Source organism: Psychrobacter sp. DWR1-2-3, assembly GCF_049896465.1.
Classification (GTDB): domain Bacteria; phylum Pseudomonadota; class Gammaproteobacteria; order Pseudomonadales; family Moraxellaceae; genus Psychrobacter; species Psychrobacter maritimus.
This window is the reverse complement of the sequence record NZ_JAFCUJ010000001.1, coordinates 37,500-62,467: the sequence shown is the minus strand read 5'-3', so window position 1 is coordinate 62,467 and position 24,968 is coordinate 37,500. Positions and strand designations below refer to the sequence as shown.

Annotated in this window: 19 protein-coding genes; 13 read left to right on the top strand and 6 right to left on the bottom strand. The window is 43.3% G+C overall.

Going from position 1 to position 24,968, the window contains the following annotated elements:
* The 7 genes from ACP7AA_RS00245 to dcd all read left to right on the top strand — a co-directional run bounded on the left by ACP7AA_RS00245 (position 1) and on the right by dcd (position 6,934).
* Entirely contained in the window at positions 1-630 is a 630-nt protein-coding gene (locus ACP7AA_RS00245) for a CoA transferase subunit B (RefSeq protein WP_201619466.1), read from the top strand.
* Between the two features lie 65 nt (positions 631-695).
* Positions 696-1,496: a 3-hydroxybutyrate dehydrogenase gene (locus ACP7AA_RS00240; RefSeq protein WP_426222301.1), complete on the top strand. Its 801-nt coding sequence runs from the start codon at positions 696-698 to the stop codon at positions 1,494-1,496.
* A 172-nt stretch (positions 1,497-1,668) separates the two neighbouring features.
* Entirely contained in the window at positions 1,669-3,018 is a 1,350-nt protein-coding gene (mgtE, locus tag ACP7AA_RS00235; protein ID WP_201564769.1) for a magnesium transporter, read from the top strand.
* A gap of 247 nt (positions 3,019-3,265) precedes the next feature.
* Positions 3,266-4,486 (top strand): iron-sulfur cluster carrier protein ApbC, encoded by a 1,221-nt coding sequence (gene apbC / locus ACP7AA_RS00230; RefSeq protein ID WP_426222300.1) that lies wholly within the window; start codon positions 3,266-3,268, stop codon positions 4,484-4,486.
* Between the two features lie 104 nt (positions 4,487-4,590).
* The gene (locus ACP7AA_RS00225; protein WP_426222299.1) at positions 4,591-5,016 is read left to right on the top strand and encodes a hypothetical protein; all 426 of its coding nucleotides are present in this window, start codon (positions 4,591-4,593) and stop codon (positions 5,014-5,016) included.
* A gap of 23 nt (positions 5,017-5,039) precedes the next feature.
* Positions 5,040-6,170, top strand: coding sequence for a DUF2804 domain-containing protein (locus tag ACP7AA_RS00220; protein WP_426222298.1), 1,131 nt, complete (start codon positions 5,040-5,042; stop codon positions 6,168-6,170).
* A gap of 188 nt (positions 6,171-6,358) precedes the next feature.
* Positions 6,359-6,934 carry a dCTP deaminase gene (gene dcd / locus ACP7AA_RS00215; protein ID WP_149489812.1) on the top strand — a complete coding sequence of 192 codons (576 nt, stop codon included), beginning with the start codon at positions 6,359-6,361 and terminating at the stop codon, positions 6,932-6,934.
* A gap of 134 nt (positions 6,935-7,068) precedes the next feature.
* On the opposite strand, the gene ACP7AA_RS00210 is transcribed toward dcd, so the two are convergent.
* From ACP7AA_RS00210 to ACP7AA_RS00185, 6 genes are all read right to left on the bottom strand, one after another.
* Positions 7,069-7,512 (bottom strand): ClpXP protease specificity-enhancing factor, encoded by a 444-nt coding sequence (locus ACP7AA_RS00210; RefSeq protein WP_426222297.1) that lies wholly within the window; start codon positions 7,510-7,512, stop codon positions 7,069-7,071.
* Positions 7,513-7,640: 128 nt separating this feature from the next.
* Entirely contained in the window at positions 7,641-8,255 is a 615-nt protein-coding gene (locus ACP7AA_RS00205; RefSeq protein WP_201564753.1) for a glutathione S-transferase N-terminal domain-containing protein, read from the bottom strand.
* Positions 8,256-8,450: 195 nt separating this feature from the next.
* Positions 8,451-9,164, bottom strand: coding sequence for a cytochrome c1 (locus tag ACP7AA_RS00200; RefSeq protein WP_201625718.1), 714 nt, complete (start codon positions 9,162-9,164; stop codon positions 8,451-8,453).
* Positions 9,164-10,369, bottom strand: coding sequence for a cytochrome b (locus ACP7AA_RS00195; RefSeq protein ID WP_201564808.1), 1,206 nt, complete (start codon positions 10,367-10,369; stop codon positions 9,164-9,166). Before ACP7AA_RS00195 ends, ACP7AA_RS00200 begins: the two co-directional genes overlap by 1 nt.
* Positions 10,370-10,391: 22 nt before the next feature.
* Positions 10,392-10,976, bottom strand: a complete 585-nt coding sequence (gene petA, locus ACP7AA_RS00190) for a ubiquinol-cytochrome c reductase iron-sulfur subunit (RefSeq protein ID WP_201564749.1) — start codon at positions 10,974-10,976, stop codon at positions 10,392-10,394.
* 549 nt (positions 10,977-11,525) lie between these two features.
* Positions 11,526-13,475 carry an ATP-binding cassette domain-containing protein gene (locus ACP7AA_RS00185; protein ID WP_201564747.1) on the bottom strand — a complete coding sequence of 650 codons (1,950 nt, stop codon included), beginning with the start codon at positions 13,473-13,475 and terminating at the stop codon, positions 11,526-11,528.
* A gap of 159 nt (positions 13,476-13,634) precedes the next feature.
* On the opposite strand from ACP7AA_RS00185, the gene ACP7AA_RS00180 reads away from it, so the two are divergent.
* The 6 genes from ACP7AA_RS00180 to ACP7AA_RS00155 all read left to right on the top strand — a co-directional run.
* Positions 13,635-13,946: a SlyX family protein gene (locus ACP7AA_RS00180; protein WP_227671066.1), complete on the top strand. Its 312-nt coding sequence runs from the start codon at positions 13,635-13,637 to the stop codon at positions 13,944-13,946.
* 232 nt (positions 13,947-14,178) lie between these two features.
* Positions 14,179-15,579: a hypothetical protein gene (locus ACP7AA_RS00175; RefSeq protein ID WP_426222296.1), complete on the top strand. Its 1,401-nt coding sequence runs from the start codon at positions 14,179-14,181 to the stop codon at positions 15,577-15,579.
* 395 nt (positions 15,580-15,974) lie between these two features.
* Positions 15,975-17,288, top strand: coding sequence for an OmpP1/FadL family transporter (locus ACP7AA_RS00170; protein ID WP_426222295.1), 1,314 nt, complete (start codon positions 15,975-15,977; stop codon positions 17,286-17,288).
* A gap of 481 nt (positions 17,289-17,769) precedes the next feature.
* Positions 17,770-19,122 (top strand): OmpP1/FadL family transporter, encoded by a 1,353-nt coding sequence (locus ACP7AA_RS00165; RefSeq protein WP_426222294.1) that lies wholly within the window; start codon positions 17,770-17,772, stop codon positions 19,120-19,122.
* 289 nt (positions 19,123-19,411) lie between these two features.
* The gene (locus tag ACP7AA_RS00160) at positions 19,412-21,694 is read left to right on the top strand and encodes a transferrin-binding protein-like solute binding protein (protein ID WP_426222293.1); all 2,283 of its coding nucleotides are present in this window, start codon (positions 19,412-19,414) and stop codon (positions 21,692-21,694) included.
* Positions 21,695-22,483: 789 nt separating this feature from the next.
* On the top strand, positions 22,484-24,968 hold a 2,485-nt coding region (locus ACP7AA_RS00155), incomplete at its 3' end, for a hypothetical protein (RefSeq protein WP_426222292.1).

The window sequence follows — 24,968 nt, the reverse complement described above, 5'->3', positions numbered from 1 at the left end:
ATGGCATGGACAAGAGAGCAGATGGCACAGCGTGCCGCAAAAGAACTACAAGACGGCTATTATGTCAACTTAGGTATTGGACTACCAACCCTAGTTGCCAACTATATTCCTGAAGATGTGGATGTTTGGCTACAGTCTGAAAACGGCTTGCTAGGTATTGGCGAGTTTCCAACGGCAGAGAACGTGGATGCAGATTTGATTAATGCGGGCAAGCAAACGGTAACCGCAGAACCGGGTGCCAGTTATTTTAGTAGCTCAGAGTCATTTGCGATGATTCGTGGTGGCCATGTCAATCTGGCGATATTGGGCGCGATGGAAGTATCAGAAAAAGGCGATTTGGCCAACTGGATGATTCCCAAAAAAATGGTTAAAGGCATGGGCGGCGCGATGGACTTGGTCGCAGGCGTGCAACGGGTGATTGTGCTGATGGAGCAAGTTAATAAACATGGCGAGCCAAAAATCCTTGCCAATTGCGAGCTGCCATTAACGGGTAAAGGAGTGGTCGATCGTATTATCACCGAACTTGCCGTATTAGACGTCACTGACAATGGTCTAAAATTGGTTGAGTTGGCAGAAGGTGTTAGCTTCGATGAGCTACAAGAAAAAACGCCAGTGACTATTACTCAATAAGCTTGTTGCATAAATATGTCTAGCACAGACATCCAGAAAACCTATTTAATAATGGATTATAAAATATGGCGACCACATTACAACAAGATTTGACCGGCAAGGTAGCATTGGTCACAGGTGCTGCAAGTGGCATTGGACGCGATATCGCTGAGACTTATGCTAAGGCAGGCGCTGCAGTTGGTATTGCTGATATTAATCTTGAATCAGCACAGCAAACGGTCGATGCTATCGAAGCTACTGGCGGACGCGCACTGGCAATTGAAATGGATGTCACATCAGAAGACGCGGTAAACGCTGGCGTGCAGCAATTAGTTGATACCTTTGGTGCTATTGATATTCTTGTCTCTAATGCTGGTATTCAAATCATTGACCCGATTCATAAAATGGCGTTTGATGATTGGAAAAAAATGCTTGCTATTCATTTAGATGGGGCGTTTTTAACCACTAAAGCAGCTGTACAGCATATGTATAAAGCTGACAAAGGCGGTACGGTCATTTATATGGGCTCGGTACATTCTCATGAAGCGTCATTATTTAAAGCACCGTATGTGACTGCTAAGCATGGACTGCTTGGACTGTGCCGTGTGTTGGCAAAAGAAGGCGCTGAGCACAATGTGCGCGCGCATGTGATTTGCCCGGGGTTTGTCAAAACACCATTGGTCGAAAAACAAATTCCGCAACAAGCCGCTGAAAAAGGCATCAGTGAAGCATCTGTGGTGAATGACATTATGCTGGTTAATACCGTCGACAAAGAATTTACCACTGTTGATGATATTGCTCAATTGGCATTATTTTTAGCAGCATTCCCAAGTAATGTATTCACTGGTCAGTCTATCGTTGCCAGTCATGGCTGGTTTATGAATTAACGGCGTGGTTAATGGATAGGTTTGCGGGCTGTTTGATTGGTTTAAAAATCATTAGCTTGCTAATAAAACACCAATCCATTAGGATTTGATTTTATGTTAACTTGAGCCAATTATATTGGCTCTTTTTTATGAGCGCCTGTTGCATAATTTCGCGCTGCACGGAGTAAAAATAATGAATAATGAAGACTTAGCGGTGACCCTTGCTGCAAAACTAAGCCGTGCTATCGAGCAGCAGCAGTTTGAGCAAGCAATTGATGAGGTGCAAGCATTACGTCCTATCGATATTGCTGATGTGCTGGCACTGATTGAACCCAAACTTGCGTGGCAACTGCTTGAGGTTTTGCCCAATCGCTCGACGATATTTGCCTATTTAGACGTCGATATTCAGGTTGCGATGGCTCTTGAGTTTCCGCGCGCAAGCTTAGCAAAGATAGTCGGGGAGATGCCATCTGATGAGCGCACCGACTTATATAAGCACCTAAATCAGGAACAGCGAGATGCGTTGCTACCCGCACTTGCACAGGCAAAACGTGAAGATATTCGCCGACTGTCTGCCTATGAAGAGCGCACCGCTGGCGCGTTGATGACATCTGACTATGCGACGTTAGCGGCCGAGATGACGGTTGCTGAAGCGCTGGATGCTCTTAGGTTAGAAGCACCTGATGCTGAAACCATTTATCATGCTTATGTGATTGATGATGCGCGTAAACTGCTAGGCGTGGTGTCATTAAGAGTACTTATTTTAGCGTCGCCTGAGCAGCTGATTAATGACATTATGGTGCGCTCGGTCATATCTTCTGATGTAAACGACGATCAAGAAGACGTTGCTAAAACCGTCGCGCGCTATGACTTGATTGCCTTGCCAATTACTGATGCCAGTGGCGCGTTAGTCGGTATCGTCACCCACGATGATGCGATGGACGTTGCTAGCGATGAGGCCACCGATGACTTCCATAAGTCGGGTGGTGTCTCGACCATGGTCGGCAGATTAAAAGACGTCAGTATCAGGGTTTTATATCGTAAGCGTGTGTTTTGGCTAGTGTTTTTAGTTTTTGGTAATCTGCTCTCAGGGCTTAGTATCTCAAACTTTGAAGATGTGATTGCCGCCAATTTGGTATTGGTGTTTTTCTTACCGCTACTGGTTGATAGTGGTGGTAATGCCGGTTCTCAGTCCGCAACCTTGATGGTACGTGCGCTAGCCACTGGCGATGTGGTCATGCGTGACTGGTTTTCATTGCTCGGTCGTGAAGCCTTGGTTGCGCTCATGCTTGGGGCGACGATGGCGGTAGCTATATCAGTTATCGGTTATGTGCGCGGGGATGCAGTTGTATCGCTAGTGCTGGCGCTGAGTATGATGTCGGTGGTCATGATTGGCTGTGTGATTGGCATGAGTTTACCGTTTGTGCTCAATAAGTTAGGTTTTGACCCTGCTACTGCCAGTGCGCCTTTGATTACCTCGGTATGTGATGCGTCAGGCGTGCTGATTTATTTGTTTATTGCTTCAAAATTCTTAGCCATTTAATTTATTCATTAGCTAATAAAGGTAATAAAGAAATAACAATCATTGAAAATAGATGGCAGGATAGATGAATTTTACAAAGCATCATCCTATTGGCGTTGTGGTTTTTTTATCCTTGTAATTGAGCTACACTGTCACGATAAAAGGTTTGGCTAGGAAGCTCATGGGCAGTATGATTTAGCCTGTTTATCACAGTATGAATTGAGTTTTTTACCATGCCCACCCACTTGTATAGGCAGTAACGGTAGCTATGTTTAACTTTATGAAAAAAAATAAACCGACCCCAAAAACCGAAACCCCGCAGCAGCGGGCAGAACGTGACAGTGCCGTAGATAAGGTGCTGCTCGGCTATGAAGTAGGCACGCTTAGCATAGCCACCATGGTGCTGGGACTGGAGCGCAGCGGTGAAGAGCTTACCTTAGACTTACGCCTGCCAGAGGACAGTAGCCCTGAAACCATTCAGCAAGAGCTTGGGCAACTGCTGCACCCGCATGGCATCAAAACCATTCATATGAATGTGCGGCTGTCGGCACCAGGTAAGGGTGCAGGCTCAACCTTACCGAAGCAAATGCCAAAGACCACGGATGCCATGGCAAATCAATCTAAGCCTAACGCACAGTCTAATAGCGACAGCGAACCACCAATTACTAAGGCAGCGCCAACGCAAGCTTCATTGGCCGCGCATCCGCGTATTCGTCATATTATTGTCGTAGCATCTGGTAAAGGCGGTGTTGGTAAATCAACCACCACCGTTAATATCGCTTTGGCATTACAAAAACTGGGCAACCGTGTTGGCGTCCTCGATGCTGATATCTATGGTCCTAGTATGCCAACCATGCTGGGCGTCGCCGATGTAAAGCCGCAACTCGAAAACGAGCAGTTTGTTCCAGTTGATGCGCATGGTATGGCGATGCTATCGATTGGTAGCTTGCTCGACGGTGATAACACCCCTGTCGCGTGGCGTGGGCCAAAAGCCACCGGTGCACTGATGCAGCTTTATAACCAAACCAACTGGCCACAATTAGATTACCTAGTGATTGATATGCCACCAGGTACGGGCGATATTCAACTCACGCTCGCACAGCGTATCCCCGTCACAGGTGCGGTGATTGTCACGACGCCGCAGCATATTGCATTACTCGATGCCCAAAAGGGTATCGAGATGTTTAACAAGACCAATATTCCGGTACTTGGCGTGGTTGAAAACATGGCACTGCATACTTGTAGCAACTGTAATCATACCGAAGCTATCTTTGGTACGGGTGGTGGCGAGTTTATCGCTGAGCAATATCAGGTGCCGCTATTAGGGCAGTTGCCATTAGCCAGCGGTATTCGTGCACAAGTGGATAAAGGGGAGCCGAGCGTGTTGGCCGATGATGAGTTTGCGCCGTATTATCTGAGTATTGCCAAAAATATCGAAGCTAATATTAGTAAATTTGCCAAGCCTGTTGATGATAAGCGTATTTTCTAATGGTTTTATAATGGCTCTTAATAGTGATAATGGCTTTTATTGATAGCAAAATAGCCTAAGTATGCAAAACTTGAATGCTTTTAATTTTTAGAAAAGGGAATATTGTGAGCTTATCGATTTATCAACGTTATTTAGACAATGTTCCCAAGCAGTATAAGTTTTTAAAATTATTGCGCCCGCCGATATACGTGATTGAGCTCTCAAACAATCAACTGATTGGCGTTTGTTACTATAAAGATGGCAGTAGTAAACGCCATCAGGTTAATGCGGGTTTCAGTAATCGACGAATGGTGATTGCTGATTTTTCGCAAGCAGTACAAGCCATGACTGATTTATTGCTTAAGTTTCCCAAGCATGCATTTGCATTGAATGGCTTTGCAGTAGCGAATGTAACCGAAACGCTAGCAGATGGGTTGACCACGATAGAGATTAAAGCCATTAGAGAGGCAGTTTGGGCAGCATCAGGACAGGCAAAAAGAAGAATCATAAGTACCGCAGTCAGCTACCAAGGACAGGTAGTCTCGCAATGAATTTTGGCTAGGATGCCGTAAAAATGAAGCAAAATGATAATAACCAACCTATCGCTAATCACTTTAGACCAGTTGAACTTGACCAGCTTATTCAAAACGGTCAACCTACCTTTGGCGTATTTGCGAAAGTTAAGAGCATCAATTATCTGGACTATCACAGTCATCTTATCTCGCAAAAAGCACTGCCCAACTGGCGTAAAGCGCTTAAAGCCAACCAATTCTGCTTTATTCAAATTATTCAGCCGCCGTATCGAATCTGTCTAGCACTGGCGACGATTAAGCTGGCAACCAGTGCCTTTGTCTATCTTTACAATGATGAGACTGGTGAGTTAGAGGTTGATGAAGCCTTGCAGCCTTTGACTCGGCAGACGCATGTGACAGGTGATTGCTATCAAGGTCAAATGGCATTTACTCATGCCAAACTAACCGTCAATTTAGATTTTACGCCTTCGCAGATTAACGTTGTGCTAGACAGTCAAAACCTTACACTCAATGCAACCTTAGCAAGGCAATCACAGCCACTTGCTATCTGTACGCCAACGGGCAGGCGCGGATGGACGTTTACCCAAAAAGAACCATTAACCGCTGTATCTGGGCATTTACGCATTAAAGAAAATTCAAAATTTAACGTTGATGCTGCTCATACCCTCGATTCTCTCAATTCTCCCGATGCTAAAGCTCAGCAAATAGACTTTACTGATACCACTAACGCCAATCTAGATTGGACGCTTGGCTATATGCGTCACAAGACCAATTGGTTTTGGAGCTGTATTAATAGCTATTTGCCAGATGGTCGACATTTTACCTTGAACTTATCAATGGGCGTCAATGAAACGGGCGCCAGTGAAAATGCGTGCTGGCTTGATGGTCAGATAGTTTATCTGCCGTCCGTGATGTTTGTACGCCAAGATTTGGACACACCCGCGCAAAATACTTGGCGTATTTATCATCAAAACCTCGGCTGGAACAAGGTTGATATTGATTTAACCTTTACGCCAATTACCGTCTATAAAAAGACCGATAACTTCGGTGTGCTTGCCAGTATCTTTGAGCAATGGCTTGGATTATATAGTGGAGAGATTCGCTTAGGAGACGAGGTCATTAAAATTGATAAGGTAATGGGCTTAGCAGAAGATCATTTTGCTAAATGGTAGTGTAGTGAGCGTAGGTTTGAGTAGCAGCAGCAAGACATCAGTAAGACATTTATTAGATATTGAATAGCATGCTTTATTTTAAAGTCGTTGAGGCTCTATAAATTAAGGCGCCAATTCCGTATAATCGTCGCTATCGAAATACGGTATCATAACCACTATTAAATATTTGCTTTTGCTAAGGAAGAACAATGTCTATCAAATCTGACCGCTGGATTCGTAAAATGGCCGAAGAACATGGCATGATTGAACCATATGAGCCAGGTCAAGTACGCTTTAATGATGCAGGCGAGCGTTTGGTCAGTTATGGCACCTCAAGCTATGGTTATGATGTGCGCTGTGCCCCTGAGTTTAAAGTTTTTACCAACGTGCATTCGGTCGTCGTTGACCCTAAAAACTTCGATGAGAAAAGCTTTATCGATATCGTCGGTGACGAATGTATTATTCCGCCAAACTCGTTTGCATTGGCACGTACGATGGAATATTTCCGCATTCCACGTGACGTATTGACCATTTGCCTCGGTAAATCAACCTATGCACGCTGCGGTATCATCGTCAACGTCACGCCGCTTGAGCCTGAGTGGGAAGGGCACGTGACGTTAGAATTTAGTAATACCACCAATTTGCCAGCACGTATTTATGCCGGCGAAGGCGTGGCACAGATGCTATTTTTCCAAAGTGATGCTGATGACGTCTGCGAAACCAGTTATAAAGACCGCGGTGGTAAATACCAAGGTCAACGTGGCGTGACTTTACCTAGAACTTAAGCGTCTAGAATTTAAGCGCTAAGAATTTAAGTGTTTTAGACTGACAATAAAAAAGCCAGCATATTTAATATGACTGGCTTTTTTATTGTTTTATAATTCAGCTGTTTCAAAGTCGATTATTTTTTTAAGGTCAATTATTTTAAAACTTTTAAACCGGCTTTATTATCACGTTTGGGCTTAGGGGCCGCAACGTTCGTTTTAGAGCTGCTACTCGCCACAGCGTCCTCTTCAGGTTCATAATTGTCATATTCATTAGGGTCAAAAAACATCCCTTGCGAATTTTCTTTGGCATAGATGCCCATTACCGCCGTAAGCGGCACCCAAATCTCTTGTGATACCCCACCAAAGCGCGCACTAAAGTTAATGTAGTCATTTCCCATATTCATATTACCGGTCGCACGACTGGCGATATTGAGCACAATACGCCCATCTTGTACATGCTCTCTTGGAATCTGTACGTTGTCGGCAGTGGCGTCCACCATTAGATACGGCGTGAGCGCATTGTCTTCTATCCATTGATATATCGCGCGCACCATATAAGGACGGGTTGGGGTAATAGAGGTGGTTTCTTCGCTCATCTTTGGCTTCCTATACTGAGGATATGAAATAATAATTAAAAAAGGATTGACGGTAGAGTGTTCGTTATAAAAAAGTTGTTCATGCTTAATTATTGGTTATTTTAAGGTAGCACTTTGCTATTGTCTAATTAGCGCACGCTTTTTTGAAAGCTATCACGCTCAAAAACCCGTTTTTGATAATCAAATAGAGGACGACTGATAGCGCGCGGTAGCTCAATGCCCATTTCTTCCAATCGCCATAGTAGAGGCGCTAAGAGCACATCACACCAACCAAATTCATCTGCCATAAAGTAAGGCTTATGCGCAAACAGTGGTGATAAAGTAATGAGTGAATCGCTCAGCTGTTTTTTGGCCATGGCAGCTTGGGCTTTATTGAAACTGTCTGGATGCATCAATAATCGTTTACCGAGTACCAGCCAATCGCGTTGAATACGCCATGCTAATTGGCGGAACTGCGCGCGCTCTTGCGGCGTCTCAGGCAATAGCTTATTGGCATGGTAGCGCTCTTCAAGATACTCAAAGATGACGTTAATCTCATATAGCGCAATTTCCCGCTGCTGCAAGACAGGCAGGGTATGATAGGGGTTGAGCTCTGTCAAATCTTCAGGACGCTCAGAGTGTAAACGTGATAAATAATAGGCAAGCTTTTTTTCTTCAAGTAATAGACGCACCACATGACTGTCGTAGCCGTCATCAGCGTATAAAATCAGCTGACTACTTGGAATGTCATTCGCATCAATCATGAAAGCCTAATATGTTAGTAAAGCCTGTTATCGTAAACAATGTTGCTGTGTTTATCAAGGTAGCGTACGTAAACAGTAGGGGGCAGCCTTGCTATCAGCTAATATTTTAGTGTTTAACGGCTTCTCAAAGAATAAAAAAGGCACTACCGAAGTAATGCCTTTTTTATGATGAAGTCTTAGTGTTTAATACTTAAATTATTTTACGTCTTTCCAGAACTCTTTGTTCAATAAGTAAACTGGAATTAGTAATACTAATAAGAATAAAATCACAAAGAAACCAATCACTTGACGGTCATGACGAACAGGCTCAGCCATCCACGCCATGAAGTTGACCAAGTCACCAACCTCAGATTCAAACTCATCGGCACTCAGCTCTTCTTGCATATTATGCAAGACGTGAGGCATCGCAGCGTTGGCAAGCACTAAGTTATTAGCGCCCCAAGGACGGCTTGGATCTTCATAGAATGACAACAGGTACGTATATACCCAGTCATCACCGCGCAGACGTGTCTCAAGAGACAAATCTGGCGGAGCCGCGCCGAACCATGATGCTTGTACTTCAGGGTCAATTTCAGCATTGATATGATCACCGATTTGATCGGTGGTGACCATCAAATACTTCTCGACCAGCTCAGGTGGTATCTCTAAATCTTTAGCAATGCGCGAGTGGCGAACGTACTGTGCGGAGTGACAACCGGCGCAGTAGTTCATAAAGATTTTCGCGCCGTTTTGTAGCGAGCCTTTATTGGTAAAATCAATAGGGGCTGTGCTACAAGCTAGGTGTTCTACCACACCGTCAGCATTGGTGAAAGTACCGCAGCCACCGCCTGCTGCCAGTGCGCTACCAGCAGTCAAGGTTAATGCCGCGCCTAAGCCTAGACCAGCTAGGGATTTAATTAGCGTGCTCATTAGTGACCTCCGGTAACGCGTTCTGGTGGCTGTTTACACTTCTCAATGGCAGTGTAAAACGGCATCAATAAGAAGAACAAGAAATATAGAACTGTGAATATACGTGACATGATAGTCGCCGTTGGGGTTGCAGGTGTTGCACCCAAGTAGCCTAGTACGACAAAGCTAATCGCAAAGATAGTAAGCGCAATCTTAGACAAGATGCCTTTATAACGTATCGAGCGTACTGGAGATCTATCGAGCCATGGAATTAAAAACAGTACGGCAATCGCACCACCCATCGCAATGACACCACCAAGCTTATCAGGAACTGCACGTAAGATGGCATAGAAAGGTGTGTAGTACCATACTGGCGCAATATGCGCAGGTGTTTTTAGCGAGTTCGCTGTCTCAAAGTTTGGTGGCTCAAGGAAGAAACCGCCGCCTTCTGGGAAGAAGAACACCACTGCAAAGAACAAGATAAAGAAGACAACAATACCCACCATATCATGCACAGTGTAGTACGGATGGAATTCAATACCGTCTAATGGTACGCCATTCTTATCTTTTAGCTTCTTAATGTCGATGCCATCAGGGTTGTTTGAACCAACGTGATGCAGAGCCACTAAATGCATAAAGACTAAGCCCACAAGCACGAGCGGAATCGCAACCACATGCAAGGCAAAGAAGCGGTTTAGGGTGATACCTGAGATAATATAATCACCACGTACCCATTCAGCAAGACCATCACCAATCACAGGCAGTGCAGCAGGTAGGTTTAAGATAACCTGTGCGCCCCAGAATGACATGTTGCCCCAAGGAAGTAGGTAACCGAAGAAACCTTCTGCCATCAATGCTAGGTAAATACCCATACCGATGAGCCAAATAAGCTCACGTGGTTTTTGGTATGAACCGTATAGCAAGGCGCGGAACATATGCAGATATACCACGACGAAGAACGCTGATGCGCCGGTCGAGTGCATATAACGGATGAGCCAGCCACCTTTAACATCACGCATGATGTATTCAACAGAGGCAAATGCCCCTTCGGCACTTGGGTTGTACATCATCGTCAGCCAAATACCAGTGACTAACTGGTTGACCAGTACCACCATTGATAACACGCCAAAGAAATACCAAAAGTTAAAGTTCTTTGGTGCATAGTACTTTGACATATGATATTCATAGGTTTCAGTCGCAGGAAAACGCGCGTCCACCCAATGCATTAACTTTTTACCCATGCTCATATTAAGCCTCCCCAATCGTCAAGATGGTACCATCCACGTTGTACTCTGGGACGGGTAAGTTAAGCGGTGCAGGTACACCACTATAAACACGACCCGCTAAATCATATTTAGAGCCATGACATGGGCAGAAAAATCCACCGTACCAATCATTACCACCTAAATCGGCTGCGCCAACATCAGGACGGTAGTTTGGTGCACAGCCTAAATGCGTACAGACGCCTTCTACCACCAATACTTCTGGCGAGATAGAGCGTTCAGGATTTTTACAGTATTCAGGTTGCAAAGATGCATCAGAATCGGGGTCAGATAATAGTGGCTTTACTGATTCAAGCGTGGTCAGCATCTCTTCAGTGCGCTTGACCACAAAGATAGGTTTACCACGGTATTTGACGACAATCATTTGTCCTGCTTCGATAGAACCAATATCTTGGGTCACTGCCGCACCAGCAGCCTCAGCTTTAGCGCTTGGGGTCCAAGAGCGGACAAAAGGTGTTGCCACAGCAGCTACCCCAGCTGCACCAATTACGGCAGTCGAGGCAATAAGAACTCTACGACGTTGTACGTTAACGCCTTCGGCATGGCTCATTAAAACTTCCTCCAGGTGAATGAAATGGGATTATCCCACACTGGGTTTGTGGCTTAGAAAAATTACAATTATCAAGCCACGTTAGCTGTGCCTAATTTTGCTAATTGTTGCTATTCTAAGCTATTTCGGTCATAAAATAAATTATTGTGTTAAAAATAAAGCAACCTTGATAGGGCACGCTACAACGTTAAACCAGATAATGGGTCTAAAAGACCTTACTTATCAATGTTTAACAGATGCCTGTATGCAACAAGGCTTATAGGAATAATGACCTTATAATTAATAAGGATATTCAGCAATAGCGAATGATACTTGAAATTCAGACAATGTTCACTAACTTTCAGCACATCACTACTGTGTAAGTAGCCGTTGGCTATTTATTTCTACTTACTAAAATGAAATACTTATAAATCGCCCTACCTTTAATAGTGCATTTTAAATAAGATATCTATTAATAAGATAGCTATTAAAGGCATAACCATTAAAGGTAAGGGCGTCATAATTCAAATTAAGCTTGTAGTGCTTTATTTTTTGTACTAACTATAAATACTAGCTTTCAAGAGTATGCCAGCGCTCAAGCTTAGTCATCATCTCATCTTCGATGACCAATAAACGCTCACTGGCAGCAGTAGCGGCTTCAATATCTTTGGTAAACCATGAGCCGTCAGCCAGCTTTTCTTCTAGCTGAGTTTGCTCAGCTTCAAGCGCGGCGATTTCTTTCGGTAAATTATCAAGTTCACGCTGCTCGTTATAGTTGAGCTTTTTGGCCGCTGTATTAGGCTTTGCGGCTACCGCAGCTTTATTGCTAGATTTGCTATTGGCGGCATTATCGTTAGACGATTTAGCATTCTTAGCCTTTGCTGCTTCTTCACGGTTTTTTTGTACCAAATATTCTTGATAGCCACCGACATACTCTTTGACCACCCCTTTGCCGTCTTCATCAGTATCAAACACCCAAGTAGAAGTGACAACGTTGTCCATAAACGAGCGGTCATGGCTAATCAGCAAGATAGTACCGTTAAAGCTACTAACCGACTCTTCTAATAGCTCTAAGGTTGCCATATCCAAATCGTTGGTTGGCTCATCGAGTACCAGAATGTTAGCAGGCTTTAATAGCTGCTTGGCAAGTAATACACGGTTACGCTCACCACCTGATAGGGCTTTGACTGGCGTACGAGCACGTTCTGGGGCAAATAAGAAGTCTTGCAAATAGCTCATGATATGCGTCTTGCGCCCGCCAACTTCGACAAAGTCTGAACCTTCTGAGACGTTTTGCGCAACACTGGCTTCTAAATCTAGCTGATCACGCAGCTGATCAAAAAAGGCAATTTTCAGATTAGTGCCAAGCTCAACTGTACCTGTTTTGGTCACTTCATCGTCAGACATATCGAGTAGGGCTTTAATGAGCGTGGTTTTACCAGCGCCGTTGGGACCCACGATACCAATTTTATCGCCGCGCATAATCATGGTGCTAAAGTTATCGACTAAGACGTTGCCATCATATTCCAGATGCAAGTTTTTAACTTTACAGACCAGCTTGCCGCTTTTCTCGCCTTCACCCATGGTGATATTGACGTTACCGACTTGCTCACGGCGACCGCTACGCTCTTCGCGCAAGGCCTTTAGCTCACGGACGCGACCTTCGTTACGGGTACGACGCGCTTTGATACCTTGGCGAATCCAAACTTCTTCTTGGGCAAGTTTCTTATCAAAATTAGCATTATTTTTTTCTTCAGCAAGTAGCTGCTGCTCTTTTAATTCTTGATAACGGGCATAACCTTTGGCGCCTTGGGTGACGTCATAGCTTGTTAACTGACCACGGTCAAGCTCAACGATACGCGTAGCAAGCTTATTCACAAATGCTCTATCGTGAGTCACAAACAATAAAGTCAAACCTTGCCAATCTAATAAAAAACGCTCTAACCATTCGATACTTTCAACGTCTAAATGGTTGGTTGGCTCATCGAGTAATAGCACGTCAGGCTTAGTAACCAGCGCACGTGCAAGTAGTACGCGGCGTTTACGACCACCAGAAAGTGAAGACAAGTCATCTTCAGGATCGAGTCCCATCGTCGTAATCAGACGGGTTGCATCGCGCTCTAAATCCCAGCCATGTACCGCATCGATATCATGCTGCAAGGTTGCCATATGCTCGCAAGCGTCCATATCGCCGTTGGCACACATATCGACTTGCTTATTATAGTTAATGAGCAAATCAGCGGTACGGCGGCTACCGCCCATCACGATGTCCAAGATACGACCGCTGGTTTCAGGGACGTCTTGCTCTAGCATCGCAACACGCATGCTGCTATTGGTGATAATCTCACCGCTATCAGGCTGCAATGAGCCGTTAATCAGTTTAAATAAGGTGGATTTACCTTCGCCATTGCGGCCAATCAAACACACACGCTCGCCCGCATTAATCGCAAAATCAATGCCATCAAGAACAGGAGCGACGCCAAAGGCTAAGTGAATATCTTTTAAATGTATCAATGCCATAGAATATCTTAAGCTTATATAATAGTGAGGTAGGGGTTGTTGCAAAATTGCTAGCAGTATAACATGCTGCCACCTAACTGTAGTATGCGTAAATGCATTTATAAGCACTATTTTATAACGGTTATTTTAAATGGTCATGGGTGAGATTTGACAAAGGTCATGACTACATTATCTGGTATTGAGAAAAATATGAATGAACTGAATTCGATAGATAGCAAACCTTCCAATAGTCAAGCTAAGCTGTCAGATACCCAAGCGGATTTACAAGCACAGGTTATTGAATTACAGATGAACCTGTCTCACCTTGAGGTTACCGTAGAACGGCTTGATGAGGTCATTACGCGTCAAGACAGAGATATCCAAACCTTGCAGCGACAGGTGCAGTTTATCTATAAACAAGTCGAAAGCCAAGATGGAGAGGGCGGTGTAGCGCCGTTTGATGTTGTGGCAGATAGACCGCCACACTATTAAGTAGAAAAACACCTCTTACTGATAAGCCGTCTGATGGGCTGTTTATGATAAGCGTATATGTGCGTTTTTGCATAAATACACCTTACGATGACTATTGAGTCATATTAGAGAAATAATGTGTTTTTAGGTTGTCTTAATGTAAAAAAAACATTAGTATCCTTCACCTTAGATACTGTCTACCTAACAAAGTTCGGTGTAGCGGTAAAACAATGTGGATGTTTGGAGATACACAATGGGCGCAAATTTCAATCTAAAGACTCTAACGGTAGCTTTGGCTGCTCTTTCTGCAGCTAGTATCGCTAGTGCGGCAGGTCTTGATCGTTCAGGTCAAGATATCACCGCGTTTTTGCAAGATGGTACCTATGCCGAAACTGTTTATACTTATCTAGATGCTGATGTTAGTGGTCATGATAATGCTTATGTTGGCCCAGATAAAAATACTTATCAGCAAGGTAAGAAAATTGATGATATCGCAGAGTCGTATGACTTTTTCCGTTATGGCGTAAAAGCTGATATCAATGATACCTTTAGCGTTGGTGTTTTATATGATGAGCCTTTTGGTGCTGCTGCCGATTATAGTGGTGACAACAACTTCGTTGCTCAAGGCGATCGTGATGCCGTTATCAAAAACGTAACTGGAAATCCAGCATATAGTGAAGCAGTAATTGATAATGTTGTAATACCTACGCTACAAGCGCAACTTGCGCCAGGCAACCCTAAGAACTTGACAGATGAACAACTTAAGGAAGCTCGAGCAAATTATCTAGGCGTTCTTACTGCGAAAAAAGCAGCTGATGCAGAAGAGTTTACTAAAGGCGAAGGAACCAACGTTGAAGTTCGTACTGAGAATATTACGGCAATTCTTGGCATGAAATTTGGCGAAAATAAAAATTTCCAAGTTTATGGCGGTCCGGTTGCTCAACAAGTACAAGCTGATGTAAAACTACGTGGACTGGCATATAGCGCTGCGACTGGCTATACCGCTCATATTAGCTCAGATCAAGATTATGGCTGGCTAGCAGGTGTGTCTTATAGTAAGCCTGAAATTGCTTTACAAGCTGCGTTAACCTATCGCTCAGAAATTGATCATACTTTACCAATATTTGAAAGCTATCCTGCAGCCAGCATTGAAAAAGCTGGTGAGATAGATATCACTACTCCAAAATCTGTAAACTTTGATTTTCAAACAGGTATCAATCCAACGACTTTAGCGACAGCAAAAGTACGCTGGGTACCATGGAGTGACTTTGCAATCGTACCTCCTGTTTATACCGAAGTGAGTAAAGCGCAGTACCCTGAAGGTTTGTCTTTAGTGAGCTATGATAAGGATCAATGGTTAGTAGAGTTAGGTTTAGCCAAACGTTTAACACCAGCATTAGCAGTAACAGGTACCGTTGGTTGGGATAGTGGTGCTGGTAATCCAGTGACATCTCTAGGACCTATCGAAGGTTACTATAGTGCAGGTCTTGGCGCAAAATACAACCTAACCGAGAACTGGGCTATTTCTGCTGGTGGTAAATACCTATGGTTCGGTGATGCAGAAGGTCAAATTCCAACTAAAGCTGTCGTTAGTAACTTTGAAGACAATGACGGTTTTGCCCTTGGTATGAAGCTGTCTTACCAAGCTAAGTAAACTGGAAATTACTAATATTGATATAAGTTATATTATATAGATAAAAAAACGACCTTAAATGGGTCGTTTTTTTATGTTTATAATAAACAGAATACAATAAGCAATACCTTTTAATTTAAGAATAAAAACCTACTTTTACCGATTTAAGTTCGGCAGCAATGTTAATTAGAAATTAATGATTGTATATTAAATAAACTATTGTTTATTAAAATAATTTAATGTTTTGTACCGCTCAGTCATTAACAAGAAATAAAGCGTTTTAATTGTTGTTTTAATGTCAGAAAGTCATTACTATTCATTTTAGGACATCGTTTACATAATCATATATTTTGCGTAACAATGCTAAATGTTGATTATTACAACGATTAAACAACGAGGATGTTTGGAGATATACAATGCGCGCTACTTTTCATTTAAAAACTCTTGCTGTAGCGATAGCTACTCTTTCTGTAGCCAGTATGACTAACGCTGCAGGTCTTGATCGTTCAGGTCAAGATATCACTGCATTCTTACAAGATGGCACTTATGCCGAAGCTGTCTATACCTATATCGACGCTGATGTTAGCGGTTATGATAGCTCTAATAATAATCCTCTTGATAATAGCTATGTACGTGGTAATGCTACGGGTGATATCGCCGAATCTTATGATTTCTTCCGTTATGGTGTAAAAACTGATATCAATGACACTTTTAGTATTGGTGTTTTATATGACGAGCCATTTGGCGCTGCTGCCAAATATGAAGGTGATAACAACTTCGTTGCAAATACTAATCCTGCCCAATCAGCAGGTGAGTTTGCAAATGATGAAAATCCTAGCGGATCACTAGGTAATGCAGTCATAGGGGCTGAAGCAACGACTGCAGGGCAGGGTACTAATGTTGAAGTTCGTAGTGAGAACCTAACGGCTATTCTTGGTATGAAGCTTGGCGCAGATAAAAATTTCCAAATTTACGGCGGTCCAGTTGCTCAGCGTGTACAAGCTGATGTGAAATTACGCGGTCTTGCTTATGGTCCCGCTACTAGTTACACCTCAAATATTAACCCAGATCAGGATTATGGTTGGTTGGCGGGTGTATCTTATAGTAAGCCTGAAATCGCTTTAAAAGCTGCGCTGACCTATCGGTCTGAAATTGACCATAGTATGAATATATATGAGAGTTATCCTCTAGCTCCTTTATTAAGTGGTAGTACACTTCCATCTACTCAGAATACTATTATGGAATTAACTACTCCTAAGTCAGTAAACTTTGATTTCCAAACCGGTATCAATCCTACAACATTAGCTACGGCAAAAGTACGTTGGGTACCTTGGAGTGATTTTGTAATTACTCCCCCTTTATATAATGCAGCTAGTACAAGCGCAGCACGCCCCAATGGTTTAGATTTAGTAGAATATGAAGATGACCAATGGCAGGTAGAGCTTGGTCTTGCCAAGCGTATTGCTCCAGCCCTAGCGGTTAGTGGTACAGTCGGTTGGGATAGCGGGGCTGGTGATGTAACAACGTCATTAGGTCCTATCGATGGCTACTATAGTGTTGGTCTAGGCGCTAAATACAACGTTACCCCTGAATGGGCGGTATCAGCTGGCGGCAAATACTTATGGTTCGGTGATGCTAAAGGTCAATTGCCTACGGGTAAAATTGTCGGAGATTTCCAAGACAATGATGGATATATCGTTGGCGTAAAATTGTCTTACCAAGGCGAGTAATTAAGTTTTCTATCTCTAATTAGAGGTACTAATGTTCGTAAAAGCAAAGCAGCCTATATGGCTGCTTTGCTTTTTTTATACTTATATATTTAGAAATTAATATAAAAAATTCCTCTGACTAATATGTCTAATACATAATTTTTTGATTAAGATGTACTGATATCATAGGTTTGAGTCGTACCAATTTATATTTGTTTTTCAGTAAAGACTCTATCGGCTTTAGCCTATTTCCTTAAAGTTCAAAAAGAGAGTTGCTATAAGACTCAACTTTAATTATGATACTTAAGTCGGTTACGTTATCTTACATAGCTGTAATGTCTGATGTTTAAGAAATGTAAAGATCGAGTCATCGATTCTTACTTCTAAAGATTTAGCTCAAAGTCGTTTGGCAAAGGATTGCACAGCATCAGCTGAAGTTACTGATATAAGACATATCATAACCAAGCTATTTGCCAGTTATTATATTCATGGAGGATATCAAGTGTCTCAAAAATTCCCTATCTCTAAACTCACCCTCGCTCTTTTTGCTTTATCGGCTGCGTCATTGACGCAAGCCGCTGGTCTTGATCGTTCTGGTCAAGATATCAAAGGCTTTTTTAATCCTGGAACCTATGCAGAAGTTGATTTTGCTTATATCGATACCAAGGTATCTGCTCATGACAATGCGGGCAATAAATTTGGTATAACAAATACTGAAGCTGAATATGTTAAAGGTAAGAGTACTGGTAATGCTACTGATGATACCTATAGCTTTATGCGTTATGGTGTCAAAACGGACGTCAATGACAATATAAGTATTGGTGTCTTTTATGATGAGCCATTTGGCGCGGAAGTAGAGTATAAAGGTGATAGTAATTTCGTATCAAAAGTAGGTGAAGAAACGCTTATCACACCTAAATTCAATGGAATCGGTGATAAAAATGAAATTATTAACTCTGCAATACTAGACCCTGATTATAATAAAAACACCAAGGTCAGTGTTCATACCGAAACTTGGACCGGCTTAGTTGGTTATAAGTCTAACGGTTTTCAGGTATTTGGTGGTCCAGTGATGCAAAAAGCAAAAGCGGACGTACATTTACGAGGTAAGGCATATGGTCCTTTGACAGGCTATGATGCTAACGTTAATGCTGATACTGATTACGGCTGGGTCGCAGGTCTTGCTTATAGCAAACCTGAAATAGCACTAAATGCCGCTTTAACTTATCGTTCTGAAATTGAGCATAAAACAGATATCGCTGAGAGAGTTCCGCTTTTAGATAGTAAATATAAAGACCTTGTTCTTTCTCAGATTCCAGGAAGTGCTGGATATGACATTCAAGCCAATGCGACAACTGAGGCGACAGTTACAACACCTGAATCAGTAAACTTAAATATACAGACAGGTTTGAGTGAAAAGTATCAATTATTAGGAACGCTTGATGTTCGCTGGGTGCCTTGGAGTGATTTTTCGATTGTTCCGCCTTTATATAATGTATTCTCAAAGGCAGCTGTACCAGAAGGTTTACCATTATTATCCTACGAAAAAGATCAGTGGAAGGTCGATGTTGGTTTAGCTAAGCGATTTAATGAAAAATTGGCTGGTTCAGTTGTTCTCGGCTATGATTCTGGTGCTGGAGACCCTGTGAGTTCACTTGGTACCATTGAAGGTTTTTATAGTATTGGTGGTGGCATTAAATACAATGTCACACCAGAGTGGGCAGTATCTGTCGGCGGCAAGTATCTTAAGTTTGGGGATGCTACTGGACAGTTACCTAATGGTAGTATCGTCAGTAAGGCTGAAGACAATGATGGTTATATTGCGGGCGTAAAAATCTCTTACCAAAGTCAGTAAAATTGCATTTGATAGTATTATTTTGAATAAATTTCTTAAAAAGCTTATCTAGTGAGTTAGATAAGCTTCACTAATGACTATTATCTATCTTATTGAGTACTGAGTTAATACTCATATAAATGTTTAATCTCTCACAAATGAACGTTTGCGTCATTTTTTATCAACAGCAGTCAGCTGTTATGAATTGACTTTGTAAACTAAATTTGGTTATCTATAGCTCTTATCTAAACACTAGTAGTACAAGTAGTAGATAAAGGAATATCAATTAATCATCCATGGAGGAAGAAGAATGTCACCTAACCGTCATTCAATCACGGCTGTATCGACAGCTAAAAAATTCAAAACCCCGCTAAAAGCCAGTGTAGTACTCTTAACATCAATGATCCTCGCCGCCTGTAATACGACTGATGAGCCTTCTTATAATCTTGGCGATGTATTTGAAACAATAACGCCGACTCCAACGCCGACTCCAACGCCGACTCCAACGCCGACTCCAACGCCGACTCCAACGCCGACTCCGACTCCAACAGAACCTGAAGCAGGTATTTCAGGAGCTCAACGTATTAATGTCGGTGGAATGTTTAAGGCTGATACACGTGAATTTGAAGCAAGCGCAGATAAGTCAAAAATAGAGGCAAGAGCGGACTTAGCAACCAGTCTTTTACCGACTGTACCAGTAAACTTATCTGGAGACGGTGATGCAGATGCTAAGCAAGGCTTTAAGTCACATGATGACAGTACAACGATTATAGCCGCTGGTAACGATATTCCACTAGAATATACTTCAGTATATAAAGACTACGATAATGTAATGCGTGTTGCTCATATCAATGGTGAGGCAGATGCAAGAACACTTTTAGGGCAAAAATTGCCAGTTGATGGTGTTGTAGTAATAGGCAATGCAACTCAAGTAACAAATTTACCAATGGATGGCAAGGTTGGCTATAGTGGTGATGCAACCTACCGCGAATTGGGTGCAAATAAAAACATCGAATATGGTACGTCAGTATTTACTGCAGATTTTGTTGCTAAAAACGTAAAAGGTGATCTTACATTTGCTAACGCAGGTAAAATCGGCTTAACAGCAAATATTGATGGCAATAAGTTTGCAGGCAAAGCCGAAGACAATGGAGGCTATGCAACAGAAGGTGGATTTTACGGTGGTAAAGCTGAACATCTAGGTGGTATCTACGAAAGCGAAAAAGCTCAAGGCACATATGGTGCCAGTCAAGTAACAACGCCAACGCCAACGCCAACGCCGACGCCAACGCCAACGCCAACGCCAACGCCGACGCCGACGCCAACGCCAACGCCAACGCCAACGCCAACGCCGACGCCGACGCCAACGCCAACGCCGACGCCAACGCCAACGCCAACGCCAACGCCGACGCCAACGCCGACGCCGACGCCGACGCCAACGCCAACGCCAACGCCAACGCCAACGCCAACGCCAACGCCAACGCCAACGCCAACGCCAACGCCAACGCCAACGCCAACGCCGACGCCAACGCCGACGCCAACGCCGACGCCAACGCCGACGCCGACGCCGACGCCGACGCCAACGCCGACGCCAACGCCAACGCCAACGCCAACGCCGACGCCAACGCCAACGCCAACGCCTGAAGTTCCAAAACCTCCAGTGAATCTAGAACATCCAGTAGATAGCGAATTTACTGGCTTCCAAAGCAATACGCTCAGTAGTAAAAAGGGTACCTTTACAGATGATGCGATTGGTTATGCGGAAATACGTGATGACAAATCAGACTTTACTGAGACACAAGATGTAAACGGCTCTAAAGTCCCAGTAGACAATCGTGCTGGTAATAATTTTACTAGTTATGATAAGTTCTTAGCGCGCGCTGATATGACCAAGCCTGACTCTGTAAAACAGAAGGTTCTTGTTAATATAAGTGGAGCTAGTGATTCAGATTATGGTAATGGCTTTAAGCTTCATACTGATTCTACTAAAGTTCAAGGTCCTGTAGAGTTAGACTTAAAATATTCATCTGTTTACAAAAACTTTGATTCACAAATGCAGATTGGTCATGTATACGGTGATCCTAATCAGTCGTTCTTAGGTGATTTGGCTCGAGTCTCTACTGTCTATGTACAAGGTAACGGTACCAACCTTAAAGACATGCAGTACATGAAAGACTTGGCAAAGTACAATATTGATAACAATATTAATGATGGTATGGTAGCGTATGCTGGTGTTGCTACTTATATGGAAAACCTACATTTAAAAGAGGGCAAGCGTGGCGGTCCAGTCGTTAATGGAACCTCGAAGTTCGATGTTGACTTCGTTAATAGCAAACTTGAAGGAACATTGACATTTGCAGATGGCGATTATAAATATATGCCTACTGACAATAAGATTAATATCAATGCAGATATCAGCGGCAATACGTTTGCTGGTAATGTAAATAATATTGATACAGCAGGTGGTTTCTATGGCGAGGATGCTAAATTCTTAGGCGGGGTTTACCAAGAAGCGTTAGCTCAAGGCGGTAAGGGTGCTCAACCAGGTGAAGGTACAACTTTCCAAGGAACCTTTGGTGCCGAAAAGCAATAAATAAATTAACCATAAAGACTTAAATATAAAAAAGCGCCTTAGGGCGCTTTTTTTGTTTTCTAGATTCTTGTATTCACGAAACTTGTATAAAGCATGATGAAGAAACTAACTAGTAAGTAGAAATGGCAAAAATAAAAAACAAAAATTGGTATATTTTATATCAATATAATTTAAGACTACTATTTAATATGTAATATTATTGAACATAGTTCGATTTTTATAATTAATTTTCAAATTGTTATTTGACTCAATCCCTGTCTTTAATCTCAATAACATCTCTATATGTATTAAGGTATATAAATTAATATGAGGGGAATTTTTTATTATTTTAAAATTTCCTAATTAATATTTCTAATATTGTATTGATAAAGGATTTATATAACTACTGATTCTTCATTATCTTCCTTATATTAGTCTAACTATTCTTATAAAACATAGGAAATACTCAATTTACTCTAAAAAAGTGATGATTATCTTACTTTCTCTAAAAAATGACGCAATACATGGAAATGCATCATTGATTATCGTAATTATTTTAATTTGAATAACGATGAAAATACAAGAGTATCCTATATTCTTTTGTGCGTATATTGATACATATTTTCTCTATATAGCTCATTATATTCGCTTGTAAGGATTAATTGGTAACTAAATATTACAGTGAACATTATTTCATTAATATTAATTGACTTTCTGTAGTGAATTTGTTTATGTATGCGTGCAACTGGATTAAAGTTGTATCTTATTCGAAGTAACGGAATATCATAAACTCTTCATGGAGGAAGACGAATGTCGCCTAACTGTCATTCAATCTCAGCTGTAACAGCAGCAAAAAAACTAAATACACCACTCAAAGCCAGTGTGGTTCTCTTAAGTGCTATTATTCTAGCGTCATGTGTGACTAGTGGCGGAGATGATCCTATCACTCCGAAACCAACACCTGTGTTGCCAGGTACTGATACGGGAGGTGGAGCTGGTAATATAACTGAGGCTGAAAAAGCTATTAAAGCGGCTGAGGCTAAAACCAAAGTAGCAGAAGAAGCGCTTAAAGTAGCAGAAGCCAAAACCAAGGCAGCAGAAGAAGCGCTTAAAGCAGCAGAATTGAAGTTTGGAGAGGAATCAGAGAAAGCAGCAGAAGCATCGAAGACAGCAATTGATGCAGCAAGAGCAGAAGCAGTACAGGCAAAAGCAGCAGCAGAAGCTGCAAGAGTCGAAGCAGTAGCAAAAATTGAAGCATCTGCAAAAGCATCTAAAGAAGAAGTAGATACTGCTAAAAAAGCTGCAGCCGATGCGGTAGCCAAAATGAAAGCTGCCGACGAAAGAGCAAAGGCAGCAGATATTCGTGCTACGGTAGCAGAGGCCAAAGCTAAAGAAATTGAAGAGTCACTTAAAGCAGAAATAGCGGCTAAAAAGGCAGCAGAAGAAGCCAAGGAGCTGGCGCAAGCAGCAGAAAATGCTGCTAAAGATGCTAAAGTAAAAGCAGAACAAGCTGCCACAGCCGCCAAAGCGCAAGCAGAGCTTGAGAAACAAAAAGCGGCCACTGCGCAAGCAGAAGCGGATAAAGCCAAAGGTGAGTTAATCACCGCACAAGATAAGTTAGCCGCTGCAGAGAAAGCCCTAGCAGACGCATTGGCAAATGGCAGTGGTGACACCGCTGCCCTACAAGCAGAAGTGGATCGTCGCAAAGCCGCCCTTGAGGCCGCCAATGCCCAAATCACCGCTGCCCAGCAAGCGCAAGCTGCAGCGACTGCCGCAGCAGAAGCTCAAATTGCTGCTGCCAATCAAGCCGCGCAAGCAGCCAAAGACGCCCTAGCAGCAGCCACCATCAAGAACGCTGCCGAAGCGAAGAAATCGGGTGTTCAATCATTAAACATTAATGCCGGCTCACTCGGGTTGTTTAATACCACCACCCGCGACTTTGCCGTAAATGAAGACGGCTCTGCCGTTGATGCCCGTGCTGATATTGCCTCTCAGAATCCAGATGGCACACCAGGCTTACTACCACTGGTCCCAATCACCCTCTCTGGTGAAGGCGACACAGCAGTCGCAGACTCAAACGGCTTTAAAGCCCATAAAGGCAAAGCAGACATCGTGGTTGCCGCCATTGGTCAGACACTGCCTTTAACCTACACCTCAACCTATAAAGACTTTGGCGATGACATGCGCATCGGTCATATTGATGGCTCTGCTGAAGTTGCTCTATTGAACAAAACCTTACCCGTCAATGGTGTCGCCGTCATCGGTAATGCCACCCAAGCGGCTAACATGCCGAAAGAGGGCACCGTAGGTTACACAGGGGACGCCACTTACCGCAAGCTGGGTATTGGCAATGACATCGAGTTTGGCAAATCTATATTCACCGCCGACTTTGTTGCTAAAAACGTGAAAGGGGACTTAACCTTTGCTAACGCCGGTAAGATTGGTCTAACCGCTGGTATCAATGGCAACCAATTCTCAGGCGCAGCGGCTGACAATGCCGGTTACAGCACTGAAGGTGGATTCTTTGGTGGGGACGCTCAATACCTAGGCGGGGTTTACGCTGGTAATGAGGCTCAAGGCACCTATGGCGCGAAGAGCGACAAGCAAAGCGCAGCAGAAAAAGCCGCTGCCAAAGCCCAAGCGGATGCCGCCAAAGCCAATGCTGACAAAGACACTGCCCAAGCCCAAGCCGCCGCCGCCCAAGCTGCTGCAGACAAAGCCCAAGCGGATGCCGTTAAAGCCCAAGAGGCCCTGAAAAAAGCAGAAGACGCCTTAGCAAATGCGGGTAATGGCGAAGATCAGCTCGCCGCCGCCTTAGCACGTGCCGCTGCCGCCGAAGCCGCTCAAGCTGCAGCAGAAGCCGCCGCAGCGACTGCAAAAGCTGCTGAAGCGGCTGCATTGTTAGCCAAAACCGCCGCAGAAAATGCAGCCACTGCAGCGCAAGTAGCTGCCGACAAAGCCATTGGTGACGCTAAAGTTGAAGCCGACAAGAAAGTAGCTGCCGCCAATCAACAAGCGGCTGATGCTAAAGCCGAAGCGGCTAAAGCGGAAGCTGACGCTGCCACCGCTAAAGCTGCAGAAGATAAAGCCAAAGCGGAAGCAGTAAAAGCCAAAGCTGACGCTGCAACCGCAATCGCTGCGGCCAATGCCAACGCTGACACAGCCAATCAGCAAGCCACAGCCGCCAAAGCGCAAGCAGAGCTTGAGAAACAAAAAGCGGCCACTGCGCAAGCAGAAGCGGATAAAGCCAAAGGTGAGTTAATCACCGCACAAGATAAGTTAGCCGCTGCAGAGA